We start from the raw sequence: 12,533 nt of genomic DNA, 5'->3' as shown, positions 1-12,533 counted from the left end.
TTTCCTCGATACAAGTTAAACGCTGGTCAGGCGCTGTGTTTCCTGTATGGCTTGTAATGCCTGTGCTATCCGCTGGGGTCGATCCCTTGCATCAAGCAACAGAGCAATAATCGCTGCGGCAAAATCACGAATCGCAATGCAAATTAACTGCTGAGTGGTCATTCCCAGCTGTGCATACCGTTCCGCAGGCAATGCAGCTTCCATCGCCATGGCCAGCGCTTTAGTTTTGATTCTTGCCGCTTTCGTCTCACCACGTAGCCAGCGAAAAATCTGCTGCCGGTTGTTGTTGATTGCCCGCCAGTCAGCATTACCTTTCGAATCCTCCATCGGGTGAAGTTTTACGCAGCTGGTATTGCCACCCATTCGAAACCACATGCGAGTGATCTCAATAGCAACATGTTCCTGCCCACGCTCAGCAGCCCAATTGAAGATTTCTCTTTTCAGTTCGTCGAGGTTTTCCACTTCGTCGCGTCTCCTGTCGCTGAAAACCTGATTAAGCGTAATCAGATTTCAAATACGCCCTTTGTTAAGCTGCGTCATCAGTCTTTGAAATGTCCTGGTATTCGCATGGATCGTATACAAGCTCACCAGCAGTCATAAGAGCCAGACGAGCGGCCCTCTTTTCTGGGATATGCAATCCCCAACGAGAAACTGCGGGCTGAGATACACCCAGTGCTTTTGCCAATTTGGCCTTACTACCAAAATAATTTATTGCATCTTTTGTAAGCACACACACCTCCAGGTATTAACGTTTGTTTGGAAACTACAACTTAACATAAGGTAAGTCAAATTAATTTACATTAACCCTATGAAGAACATCGAACTGAACGACCGTATCCGCAGCAGAAGAACACAATTAGATATGTCACAGCAGAAACTCGCGGATGCTGTGAAGGTTTCACACGTCACTATATTTAAATGGGAAAGCGGTGAAACGCAGCCCCGTGGCAAGAATCTATTCGCATTAAGTAAAGTCCTGAAGTGCTCTCCTACGTGGCTACTTTATGGAGATGATGACCAAACTCCATTACCCCCATCGGAAATTCCCACAGAGTTAGACGATCGCCAACTCAAACTACTTGAGCTTTTCGATTCCCTTCCTGAGTCAGAAAAAGACCGGCATTTGGCTGAATTAGAGCAAAAGGTTGATGACTTCAACGCTCTTTTCGAAGAGCTATTAGCTGCCAGAAAAAAATCACAAAAAAAATAAATAAAATTTTCATCAGGTTACAGAACATAGCGCCTTAACTTAACTTTTTTTAAGCAAAAACCGTTGACCATTAACTTACCTTTGGTTAAGCTCCAATCCATCAACGACGCACTAACCACGCGGCAGTTGTTCAGAAAAACGTTCTGACGGTCTGGAAAGACAGACGCCGAATTGAGGAAAGACCAATATGACCAAGAAAGACATGACCGATATGCTGATCAGAGCTCATGGGGTCTCGTGGGAAACCGCGTATCAGTACCTTTGGGAATCAGAATGGGTCTTCTGGATGGCTTCAGCATGTATCCGCGAAGACCAGGCAAGCGGACTTATTTAACGAGAATTGCCTCGGGTCGCCGACAGTACGATGACATGCGGGAAAGACCGCAACTAAATTCGATTCGTTGCAGTGGTGGAAGGTAAGAGCAATGGGTGCGTAACGCCACACAAGCCCCCTGTCACGGCAGTGAACGCGGTTTCGCTCAGTATCCCGCGCATAGAACGCCCCGTGAGGCTTAAAGAGCCGCCTGCTCCCCGTTAACGGAGCACCACAATCAAAGAGCGCGGGCGTTAAAAACCATAGTGGCCAACGTCTGTATTTAGGGAATCCCAATCCCGGCGTGTAATTGGGCGCGGCTCGCTCTTTTTGATTGTGGTGAATTGCAGCCGCTTAGACGGCAACCAGAAGATAAGCATCTGGCGCCACATTCATATATCGCCATTGCTGTGTGTAGTCTTTGCCCAGTCCCTACGATGGGCTCCTTTTTTCACACTGCAATGATTACCGAGGAAAGACCAAAGGGCATGACCAGCCCTGACCGCCGGGAAAGACCGGCAAACTTTAGACGTAAAAAAGCCCACCTGAGTGGGCTGATTTACCCCAGCGGAGACCAATCCGCCAGGAAGGTGCCACAGGGGACCAACCCTGTAGCGAGGAAAGACCAATGCAGGACAGAGCCAACACTGATCGGCTCTGAGTATACATCACTAAGGAGCCGCTATGGAAGCGCTTGCCATACCAGTAAAGCTGTACATTCACTACCACACCCAAACGTTTTCTTCGGATAAATACATCGTTGCCACCTGTGACATGTCACGCAACTTTCCGGACACATACGTTTTGTTGGAAACCCGTGAAATTACCCTCGATATAAACCAGCCTGAACCATTCGACATCATTGCTCTGCAGGTCGACCAGCTGCGCGGCAGAAAGAGACTATTGCGGCGGAAGCACAACGTCAGATAGACCGTGTCGACGACAAAATTCAGCAACTGCTGTGCATTGATCACACCCCTGTTCAGGAAAGCGATATTCCGTTCTGAGGTAACAATGAAAACTGAAATGATTATTGAAAAGGTAATTGACGCGGGCTTGTCTGTTTTCGAGCATGAGAACAACGGCGATTTCGGAGACGGTGTAATGCATTTAACCATCGTCGGCGGTGTTCGTCGCGTTGAATTCTATCCAACAACTGAAACGGTATATGCCAATGCAGTTAAAGGTAAATTCCCTGTTTTTAAACAGAAGAACGCAGGAATCACAGTAGCTATCAGGATTGCAAAATCAGGTGTCTGACCAGCACCAGTAACCAAAGAGGAAAGACCAATGACCATCTACAACGGCTTATTCGAGCCAAAAAAATCAGCGGTTAAAGATTGCGGGGCCGTACAACTGGCGATCGCAATTGATGCGCCAAACAAAAAAGTGGCAGAGAGCATCATGACTGGAAAACTCTGGGAAGCCTACCCTGCCAACGGTGACAACTATTTCAAACCCAAGTTATGGGAACATGCTGAAGGTCTGCCGCTGCCGGCTGTTGGTAAGTTCGATGAACAATTTGCCCTGGCACACACATTCGACGGGGAAAAATGGATCATCAACGAACCGGAGACCAACGTTTCAAACCTGCCAGCCAGTAACGAGATTATCGATCTGGCAAAGCTACCATCCCAGGAACGCTTCGCGGCCGTCCTTATGTTCAGCGATTCTCCCATCGATGGAGTTCTTTACTCTCAGGTGCTGGATTATCTCGATAATCTGGAAAATAACGATGAATCCTTTGATGAAGATGATCGGGTTAATCTCAATATTCTCCACGCTCTGCACAATAACGAACCCGTGCAGCATATGCATGTTGAAGGCCTTAATAATCTCATTCAGGCCATTTACGCAAACTTTGAAGATCAGACACCGGGTAAAGCTGCGATTTCACAATTTATTAAACGCTGGCTGGAAAACCCAGGTAAGCGTGATGAGATGGTGCCAAACAAAACATCATCACTTAGTACCTGCGTTAAAAATGACAATGTCGCTGTGGCGCCACAACGTGGTTATAAACACACTTACGCGACACTGGATCAGGAAATTGCCGTTGCCCTCCTTCCCATCGCTCCAGATGCACCAGTGTTATCAGGAAATCTCCGTGATGCAGAAAAAATGATTTCCGATGACCGGGAAGATTTCAAACGTTGGTCAGCCGCATTACGTACTACCGGGAAGATCCTCAAATATGACCGTCCGAGTATCTTTGGGGTTATTCAGAATGTCCCATCTAAAGATACATACCATTTCCCTGAGTCACTGCGACGCCATATTGATTCATGGCTGGCTGAACACGGTCAACTCGAATGTGCCGAAACGGATGCAGAAAGAATCGGCAAGCAGCTTGCGTCAGAACGCGGCGAATATGTGGAAGGTATCAGCGACCCTAATGATCCTAAATGGGTTAAAACCGATACCCAACCCCAGGATTCCACCCACGATGACGGAACGCTTTCGCGCGATGGAACTATGCCTGAAACAGCCTCAAATGAAGGTGAAAAAACGGAAGTGGCAGAACAGGAAAAAGTTACAGAAGACCAAGCGGAGCAGGCTCGTGAAACGCTAAATAATATGGGTTACGGAGTATATGCGACCAGCCAGAACACAACTGACCAACAGAATGAAAATCTGAGCGATAAAGTGAAAAATATTGTTCAGGATGTGGATCAGCTCGTCGATCGCATTAAGCGTGAAGAACAGCTTCCTCAGGCATCAGAACTGGTTAAGAGCATTAATGAAATGCAGGCTGGCGAAAGCGACAACCTGGAGTTGTGGAAAGAAGTATTCAAAACAGATGAGCGCTTTACCTCCGCATTCTCTGTGAATGGCGGCGGTACCTCCATCAATGGTACCTACATGACCATGATCGCCACCCGCGAATTTGGTCCGAAAGGTATCGGCTGGGGCGTGGATATTCTGGAAGAACGCTTTGATGATGGTGCACCAATCACTCGCACGGTAAAGGGGGCTGACGGTAACAATACATGGGAGCTTATCCCTGATGGTATCGGCGGCATACTGACTGAGAAAAACCATGTTATCAAAATCAAGCTTTGGTACGTCCGCAATGGCAAACGTGGTGTAGAGATCGCTTACGGCTGCACACCTTACCTTTACAGCACCAAATACGGCCCATTCTGTGACGGTGAAGCGACGAAAAAGTCACTGACTGATGCAACCAAAAAAGCGTTATCTGCTCTTGGTTTCTGCGCGGATATTTTCATGGGCCTGTACGACAACCCGGAATATCGCCAGAAAAATAAAGCTGAATTTGCGCTCAAAAACGCCAGCGAAAACGCAGAGGATGCAGCCCGCGTACGTCAGGAACTGGACGATAAACTGACCAAAGTCGCAAACACCCTTGCATCAGCTGTGTCAGAGAACGAGATCAACAAGGTTTATTCTTCGATTGCCCGTGAAGCAGAGGTGCATCGCAAGGACGCAGAGGCGAAGGGTGACACGCAACATGCGCGCTATTTAAGTGGGCGCCTGCGTCGCCTGACAACCATCAAAGATGAACGTATCGCTGAACTGAACAAATCCCAGGAGAATGCATAATGACTACTGCAATCGCGTTAGCTGCTGACTACACCAACCTTCTGCAATTGCTGGAAAGCTCTGATGAACTAACTCCGGAGATGATCACCGATACACTGGAAGGAATTGAAGGAGAACTGGCGGATAAGCTGGATGCCATCATGGTCATCGCGCGTAATAATCTGGGAAATGCAAAAACATGCGATGAAGAAATGAAGCGCCTGGCTGAGCGTAAAAAATCTTTCGAAAATAAAGATAAAACGCTGCGTAAATATATTCTGTCTTGCCTGCTTGCTGCCAATCTGGACAAGCTCAAGACCCCTAAGAATAGCTTTACTGCCCGAAAAGGTAGCGTCAGCGTTGTTATCGACAACGAAAATCTATTACCGGATGAGTTGGTTACTGTTCAGACGATTGTCGCTCCGGACAAAAAAGCCATCAAAGAAGCGATCGAGGCTGCGGAAGCTGCCGCGGCGCAAATCACGGCTGATGGTGGTGAAGTACCAGCAGAATTGTTAAATCCGGTACCGGGTGCCCACCTTGAGATCGGCGAACGCTCACTACAGGTACGATAACTATGCTGAAACTATCCCTAAAACGTGGTGATGCGGTTCACGTAGTATTTTCAGATGGCAGTAACGGCATTATTGAAGCGCGTAGCCGTTGCGAGTTGGGAATGCACCTGCCGAAAAGCGTTAAAGTGACTCGTGAGAAAGGCGCATTCCTACCCGAAAACCTGATTAAGCGTAATCAGAAATAAAACCATACTATCGCTAGCATTGTGGCCTCACCCAACCCAGGAGGCTGCAATGCTGCGATGGCAACCCGGAGCTACTCTGCTCACAGATTTCGACATAAAGATTGGCCGGTTATCGGCAAGCGTACGAAAGAAGACCCTGACCCAGTCCGACATCGAACGCGCATGCAGTGATGCTGATGACGCCGTGTACCGGATGATGAGGAAAGACCAACATGGCCAGAGAAAACGATCTACTAACAGACGCAGAACTGATTGAGTTTACCGGTTATCAGAAGGCATCCAAACAAAGGGAAATTCTCGACCGTGGCGGCGTCTCGTACATACCCGACCGGGAAGGTCGCCCGATGGTTACCTGGACGCACATTAACGCTGTATTGAACGGACAGATCACCGTACAGACCAGCACAGAAGAAAAACCCGATTTCGGAGCTATTTAAATGGGGCGCAGAAGAAAGGATCCTGGAGATAACAAGCTGCCGCCGCGCGTATCCAAAACAAAAACGCGTTACTACTACAAACCCACGTCACGGGAGACCGTGACACTGGGCCCAATCACTCTCACTATGTCAGCGTTATGGAAACGGTATGAGGAAGAACGACGGAATTACTCAGATGTAATGACGTTCGAAAAGCTCTGGGGAATGTTTCTCAAAAGCGCCTACTACACAGAGCTGGCAATACGAACCCAGCGTGACTATCTGCAACATCAGAAAAAACTACTTGCTGTATTCGGCAAGGTTAAAGCTAACGTGATCAAACCAGAGGACGTGCGCCAGTTTATGGATCGTCGAGGTCTGCAAAGTAAGAACCAGGCCAACCAAGAAATGAGCAGCATGTCTCGCGTTTACCGCTGGGGATATGAGCGCGGATACGTTAAGGGAAACCCCTGTGCTGGCGTCAGCAAATTCTCTCTGAAGGCTCGTGAGCAATACATCACTGACGAAGACTATCTGGCAATCTATAAACATGCTGATCACGTCGTCAGATCTGCAATGGAAATATCTTACTTATGCGCCGCGCGACAAGCTGACGTACTCGAGCTACGTTGGATGCAAATATCTGATAAAGGGATTTTTATCCAACAGGGCAAAACCGGGAAAAAACAGATAAAGGTCTGGACACCTCGCCTGCGGGAAGCACTGGAAACGGCACAGGCAGCATGCCCGAAGCTTTCACCTGACGCATTGGTTCTCTATAACAGCGATCGCGGGCAGTTCATCCGCAAGACATTCAATAATCGCTGGCTAAAGGCCGTGCGGGCCGCACAGAGTGAACTTGATCGACAGCTGGATTACACATTCCACGATATTAAGGCAAAGGCTATTTCAGATTTTGAAGGGAGCAGCAGGGATAAGCAGATATTCAGTGGACACAAGACGGAGAGCCAAGTGCTTATTTATGACAGGAAGGTACAAATTAGCCCGACGCTTGATCGCCCGGTAATAGGTAAGAAGTGATTTTTTATGCAATTGGGAGGGAGGGGATATTCTTTTCGAATATTCTTTCTTTATTCTTCTGCTCAAAAAACAAAGGAGTTAGCATTTAGCTAACCCCTTGTTAAATTTGGCGGAAGCGTAGAGATTCGAACTCTAGAACCCTTTCGGGTCGCCGGTTTTCAAGACCGGTGCCTTCAACCGCTCGGCCACGCTTCCAATGAGGCGCACTATAAACATCCCGAACGAACCTGTAAAGCACCAATGCGTTCGTTTGCCTGAAAAACAGCCAAAATATTGTTAATCGACTGAAATAACAACAGACTGACCGTTTATTCAGCACAAATACTGGCTACAGCGCTTAATGTTTTTTGATGAACATATCTTTGGTGTAGTAATTTCCCCGGTTATCTGGCGCAAATCCTCCCACCCACGGCTTCACAAGATGCGTGCGGACATAGTGGTAAACCGGAATCGCTGGCACATCCTCTCCTAAAAGGTCTTCAGCCTGCTGGTAGTATTTGCCTCGCTCCTCCAGCGAAGTTGCTTTCGCCGCCTTGCGCATCGCGTCATCAAAAGCGGGATTGCTGTACCTGGTGGTATTCTCGCTATCGCCGGTACGGAAAATATTGAGGAAACTTGAGGCATCATCATAATCGGCGATCCATGCGTAGCGCACGACGTCAAAATTACCGGTGTGCATAGTATCCAGCATGGTTTTCCATTCCTGATTTTGCAGCTTCGCCTCTACGCCGAGGTTTTTCTTCCACATTGACGATGCGGCAATGGCAATACGCTGGTGCGTTTCGAAGGTGTTATAGAGCAGATTTAGGCTAAGCGGATGCTCAGGGCCAAAACCGGCTTCAGCCAGCAGTTTCTTAGCTTCGGCAATGCGTTTTTCGAGCGGCCACGCCGCATATTCCGGCGCATGCAGTTGCACTCCCCCTATTTCCGGCTGGCTGATAACCCACGCCGCGCGTTGTCCCTGCCCCATCACCTTTTGTGCGATGATGTCTTTATCTAACGCCATATTCAGCGCCCGGCGCACGCGCGGGTCATTAAACGGCGCTCGGGTCGTATTGAACTGATAGTAATAGGTTGAAAGCTGAGGTGAGACATGGAGTTCATCGCCCATCGTCTTTTTCAACTGCGCGAACTGATTGACCGGGACGCTATACACAATGTCGATTTCGCCGGCCTTATAGCGGTTAACGTCTGCGGACTCTGAACTGATGGGCAAATAAGTGACCTTATCAATGACGGTGTGCCGATCGTCCCAATAATGCGGGTTCCGCACGGCAACGATGCGCTCATTGACGACCCACTGCGATAACTTGTACGCCCCGCTGCAGACAAAATGTTCTGGCCGGGTCCACTTATCACCAAAGCGGCCGATCAGCACTTTATCCAGCGGAACCAGTGACGGGTGCGCCAGCATCGCCAGAAAAGCCGCCGTTGGCTGCGTCAGGGTAATTTCCAGCGTGCTATCATCCAGGGCTTTGACCCCGATATCGGCAGGATCTTTTTTCCCTTGGGCAATATCGAGGGCGTTTGCTACGTGCATATTGCCCAGATACGAGGAATAAGGTGAAGCTGTTTGCGGTGAGACCAGACGCTGCCAGCTCCAGACGACATCCTGTGCGGTAATGGCAGACCCATCTGACCAGGTTATGCCCGGACGTAAATGAAAGGTCCAGACGGTGTTGTCTTTGTTCTCCCAGGACGCGGCCAGCCGGGGTTCGATAGACCCATCCGACTTAACCGCCACCAGTCCGTCGAACATATCGCTGATTAAATTAAATTCAACGTTGCTTTCGACTTTATGCGGATCCAGCGACGCTGGCTCACTGCCATTGTTTCTGACCAGTTCCTGTTTTTCTGCAAGAATTGTTCCTGCGGGAACATTTGCCGCCATCGCCACGCCGTTGATAGACATCAAACAGACAGCCAACAGCGTAAACGTCAATATCTTCGATTTATGTTGAATCATTCCCTTTACCTTATTGCTCTGTTTTATGTAGACACCGCTGTCACTGTCAGAGAGAAACAGGAATAACGCAATATTTTTCAGTTACCTGGCAGATATCTAACAGGCATTTTTACACATATAGTGCTAACATCTGATTCGGGAGCTTTTGTTGAAATAATATGCTTAAGCCTGGCGGGTTAAAATGCGTAAAGATGGGTAAAACCGCTGTGTCATTCCCCTTGATTTCATTATCCTCCATCATTAATTACATCTGTCATAAGAGAGTGACTCATGGATCGTATTATTAGTTCTTCACGCGATCGTACATCGCTACTCAGCACGCATAAGGTGCTGCGCAATACCTATTTCCTGCTCAGCCTGACGCTGGCGTTTTCGGCGCTCACTGCGACTGCCAGTACCGTACTGATGTTGCCCTCTCCGGGGCTTATCCTGACGCTGGTGGGTATGTATGGTCTGATGTTCCTGACCTATAAAACGGCGGATAAACCGGTTGGTATTCTGTCAGCTTTCGCTTTCACCGGCTTCCTGGGCTACATTCTGGGACCGATCCTAAACACATACCTGTCTGCGGGCATGGGTGATGTTATCGCCATGGCTCTGGGCGGTACGGCGCTGGTCTTCTTCAGCTGCTCAGCCTACGTGCTGACCACGCGGAAAGACATGTCCTTCCTCGGCGGTATGCTGATGGCAGGGATCGTGGTGGTGCTGATTGGTATGGTTGCGAATATCTTCCTGCAGTTGCCGGCTTTACATCTGGCAATCAGCGCGGTGTTTATTCTGATTTCTTCAGGGGCAATCCTGTTTGAAACCAGTAATATCATCCGTGGTGGTGAAACCAACTACATCCGTGCCACCGTCAGCCTGTACGTTTCGCTGTACAACATCTTCGTCAGCCTGCTGAGCATTCTGGGCTTCGCCAGCCGCGATTAAGCATCATCACTGATACGAAAAAAGAGAATGCCATTGGCATTCTCTTTTTTTATACCTTATTGACCCCGGCAGATATAGGTAGGATAGCGCCGGTCCTGAATAAGCCACACAGCAGGTGAAAGTTCAGAGATCGTCAGGTAGTAGCGTGAGGTCGGATAGGCGAAGCTCCCCCATTGGGCATTCGGCGTATTGTCACTGTGGCGAAGCCAGGTTTTGGTGTAGGTCAATACAATGACGTTGTCATCGTCCCGCTGCTCCCACGTAAAGTCTACATCCCTGTCAACGATAAAATTTTGCCCGCCAGCTCTTGCCGCACCTTTATAAGTGGTCAACCCTGTACCGTCCCGATGAAAATAGAACTGAGCAAGGGCATTTACCTTCACTTCACTTGCTTTCCCCTCATTGCGCGTAAAGTTAAATTCAGTGCTGCAGGCCAGCACATCGCTTTTTCCCGTCGCGCCGCAATAGTAAAACAGCGCCAGCGCGCCGCCGACCAGGGCTCCGCCCAGTCCAAAAAGAAGCCTTATTTTCATTTTCCAGCCCCGTTTTTATAGCGAATGGTCTTGCACAGACGTGTTTTATTGACCGGGCAGGCCCCGATAAACAGTTCATCAGCAGTTGCAAGCGAAAAACGGGCGCTGAAAAAATAAATAGCATACTCCTCGCGCTCGCACGCCACGTCATTGGCCTCCAGTCGCTCAGCTAATTTTGATAGCACTAACGGCCGTCCATGATCTTCGATAACCCAGATACTACAACGCGCGATTTTTTCCTGGACCGGCTTTAATTTCGCCGGAACAGTTATCTCCTGCGGGCGGCTAACGTAAAAGATCGCTCCCAACGGCACGGCAATCAATGCCCCTATTCTGAACCACTTTTTCAGGGATACTCGCCGGGGCAGAACGTCTTGTTGCGCTGAGGGGGGTTGCGGATCAACGGCTTGAATTTTCTCTCCAGGCTGAAAAATCACATCAGCATCAAAACGGAAACCATAGCGCGGGACAGTGACGATCAATTCGTGCCCCTCTCCCAGAGACTGGAAGCTTTTACGCAGTTCGCTTACCGCTTTATTGAGATTATTTCCTGATGGCGTAAAGCCAAATTCTTCCCACACGCGAGCGATCAATTCCTCCCGGCTTAAGTCGCGTCCTCGGTGTTTAATGAATTCCTGTAAAAGACGAACGGCTGGCGCCGAAAGTGTTAATACAGACTCGGGTTGTCCAACAAGACTTATTGCATGTGCTTCAGGATCAAATAACAACGAATTATTGCATATAAAAAACATCTTTTATTCTCGGCTGTTACCGCATGCTTTTTATTCCCTGGTACGTCGATATGAAAACCGCCCCCTGACCTGCTTATTTTTTCATCAGAAGGAATTTTCCTCCCATCCTTGGCCGCGGTATTTTCACTTAACTATACAACCTTAAAGCCATAAAAGCAGGATAAAAAACTGTATATAACGAGTTAACTAATACAAATTTTCACAAACCGCTGTTCTGGTTAAAGTTTCCCTGCCCTGAAGCGATACGAAAGCAGACGGTGTCCTGGTGTTAACGCGCCGCCTTTAAACTCAGAGCAGGCAGACTGATTGTGAAACAGAAAAAAAGAGTGAGCATGACAACCGCCTTTTATGTCGTCGCGCTGTCATTGCCATTTTTCTCAGAAATGACAATGGCCAATATGAGCGTGTATCCCATGGAGCTGAATGTAGACAGATCCGGTGCGGCGCAAATTAAGGTGGCTTCAAAAACGGATGATATTCAGTTCATTCGGGTGAGGCAAAAGAAAATTCTTAATCCCGGAACGGCCCAGGAAAAAGAAATTGACGTCGCTTCGTGGAAAGAAGGTGGCGTGGTGGTTACGCCCGAGAAATTTGCTCTAGCTGCAGGCGCGATGCGCGTTGTTCGTCTGGTATCGCTTATACCTCCGAAAAAAGAGACCACCTGGCGTGTCTATTTTGAAGGGGTAAAACAACCTGACAGCATTATTCCGGGCAAGGCAGAAACCCCTGCAGCAATGGCGACATTAGGTGTCAATGTGATCTGGGGTGCACTGGTCCACATTGCTCCAGAAGAAAACGTAATTTCACTGTCGATTGACCCTCGCCGGGGAACGTTAAAAAACCGCGGCACATTGCGTGTGCCGCTCAGAGAGATTGGTATTTGTGATGCTGTTTCATCGTGTAAATGGATAAAAGAAGACGCGACGATTTATCCGGACACTGAACGGAAATTAAAAACGCTCACCATGAAACAGGGTCAGAAATATAAGTTCCGCTACTTCAACTGGGTGAATAAAACCGCTGAAGAAGCTGATTTACCCGTCGTGCAATAACACGACGGCACAGTAAA

At 48.5% G+C, this 12,533-nt stretch carries 16 protein-coding genes and 1 tRNA gene; 11 read left to right on the top strand and 6 right to left on the bottom strand.

What is annotated here, in order from left to right; all coding sequences use genetic code 11:
* Positions 1–15: 15 nt before the first annotated feature.
* The gene (locus tag WC7_RS17150) at positions 16–462 is read right to left on the bottom strand and encodes a toxin YdaT family protein (protein ID WP_016152513.1); all 447 of its coding nucleotides are present in this window, start codon (positions 460–462) and stop codon (positions 16–18) included.
* 64 nt (positions 463–526) lie between these two features.
* Entirely contained in the window at positions 527–730 is a 204-nt protein-coding gene (locus tag WC7_RS0124410; protein WP_032946997.1) for a Cro/CI family transcriptional regulator, read from the bottom strand.
* A gap of 78 nt (positions 731–808) precedes the next feature.
* On the opposite strand from WC7_RS0124410, the gene WC7_RS17155 reads away from it, so the two are divergent.
* The 9 genes from WC7_RS17155 (at position 809) to WC7_RS17185 (ending at position 7,283) form a co-directional block, all read left to right on the top strand.
* Positions 809–1,210, top strand: coding sequence for a helix-turn-helix domain-containing protein (locus WC7_RS17155; RefSeq protein ID WP_016152512.1), 402 nt, complete (start codon positions 809–811; stop codon positions 1,208–1,210).
* A gap of 187 nt (positions 1,211–1,397) precedes the next feature.
* A complete protein-coding gene (locus tag WC7_RS26600) occupies positions 1,398–1,544 on the top strand; it encodes a hypothetical protein (RefSeq protein WP_016152511.1) in 147 nt (48 codons plus the stop codon).
* A gap of 663 nt (positions 1,545–2,207) precedes the next feature.
* Positions 2,208–2,453, top strand: coding sequence for a hypothetical protein (locus WC7_RS0124405; RefSeq protein ID WP_016152510.1), 246 nt, complete (start codon positions 2,208–2,210; stop codon positions 2,451–2,453).
* Positions 2,454–2,537: 84 nt separating this feature from the next.
* Complete coding sequence (locus WC7_RS17160; RefSeq protein WP_016152509.1) at positions 2,538–2,783, top strand: hypothetical protein; 246 nt, start codon at positions 2,538–2,540, stop codon at positions 2,781–2,783.
* Between the two features lie 30 nt (positions 2,784–2,813).
* Positions 2,814–5,087: an exonuclease family protein gene (locus WC7_RS17165; protein ID WP_016152508.1), complete on the top strand. Its 2,274-nt coding sequence runs from the start codon at positions 2,814–2,816 to the stop codon at positions 5,085–5,087.
* Complete coding sequence (locus WC7_RS17170) at positions 5,087–5,641, top strand: siphovirus Gp157 family protein (RefSeq protein ID WP_016152507.1); 555 nt, start codon at positions 5,087–5,089, stop codon at positions 5,639–5,641. Before WC7_RS17165 ends, WC7_RS17170 begins: the two co-directional genes overlap by 1 nt.
* A gap of 2 nt (positions 5,642–5,643) precedes the next feature.
* Entirely contained in the window at positions 5,644–5,826 is a 183-nt protein-coding gene (locus WC7_RS17175; protein ID WP_016152506.1) for a hypothetical protein, read from the top strand.
* Positions 5,827–6,038: 212 nt separating this feature from the next.
* Positions 6,039–6,263 (top strand): DUF4224 domain-containing protein, encoded by a 225-nt coding sequence (locus WC7_RS17180; protein WP_016152504.1) that lies wholly within the window; start codon positions 6,039–6,041, stop codon positions 6,261–6,263.
* Positions 6,264–7,283: a tyrosine-type recombinase/integrase gene (locus WC7_RS17185; RefSeq protein ID WP_016152503.1), complete on the top strand. Its 1,020-nt coding sequence runs from the start codon at positions 6,264–6,266 to the stop codon at positions 7,281–7,283.
* A 107-nt stretch (positions 7,284–7,390) separates the two neighbouring features.
* On the opposite strand, the gene WC7_RS17190 is transcribed toward WC7_RS17185, so the two are convergent.
* Together WC7_RS17190 and WC7_RS17195 are read right to left on the bottom strand one after the other, a co-directional pair.
* A tRNA-Ser gene (locus WC7_RS17190) sits at positions 7,391–7,478 on the bottom strand.
* A 142-nt stretch (positions 7,479–7,620) separates the two neighbouring features.
* Positions 7,621–9,249: an ABC transporter substrate-binding protein gene (locus WC7_RS17195; protein WP_016152502.1), complete on the bottom strand. Its 1,629-nt coding sequence runs from the start codon at positions 9,247–9,249 to the stop codon at positions 7,621–7,623.
* Positions 9,250–9,519: 270 nt separating this feature from the next.
* On the opposite strand from WC7_RS17195, the gene yccA reads away from it, so the two are divergent.
* Positions 9,520–10,179 (top strand): FtsH protease modulator YccA, encoded by a 660-nt coding sequence (yccA, locus tag WC7_RS17200; protein ID WP_016152501.1) that lies wholly within the window; start codon positions 9,520–9,522, stop codon positions 10,177–10,179.
* Positions 10,180–10,235: 56 nt separating this feature from the next.
* On the opposite strand, the gene WC7_RS17205 is transcribed toward yccA, so the two are convergent.
* Together WC7_RS17205 and WC7_RS17210 are read right to left on the bottom strand one after the other, a co-directional pair.
* Positions 10,236–10,712, bottom strand: coding sequence for a hypothetical protein (locus WC7_RS17205; protein WP_016152500.1), 477 nt, complete (start codon positions 10,710–10,712; stop codon positions 10,236–10,238).
* A complete protein-coding gene (locus WC7_RS17210) occupies positions 10,709–11,464 on the bottom strand; it encodes a winged helix-turn-helix domain-containing protein (protein WP_016152499.1) in 756 nt (251 codons plus the stop codon). Before WC7_RS17210 ends, WC7_RS17205 begins: the two co-directional genes overlap by 4 nt.
* A gap of 308 nt (positions 11,465–11,772) precedes the next feature.
* On the opposite strand from WC7_RS17210, the gene WC7_RS17215 reads away from it, so the two are divergent.
* Positions 11,773–12,516 carry a hypothetical protein gene (locus WC7_RS17215; protein WP_016152498.1) on the top strand — a complete coding sequence of 248 codons (744 nt, stop codon included), beginning with the start codon at positions 11,773–11,775 and terminating at the stop codon, positions 12,514–12,516.
* Positions 12,517–12,533: the final 17 nt, after the last annotated feature.

Origin of the sequence: Citrobacter sp. KTE151 (genome assembly GCF_000398845.1) — a bacterium.
Taxonomy (GTDB): Bacteria; Pseudomonadota; Gammaproteobacteria; order Enterobacterales; family Enterobacteriaceae; genus Citrobacter; species Citrobacter braakii.
Note: the sequence above shows the minus strand (reverse complement) of the source record. Positions and strands in the feature narration are given on the sequence as shown.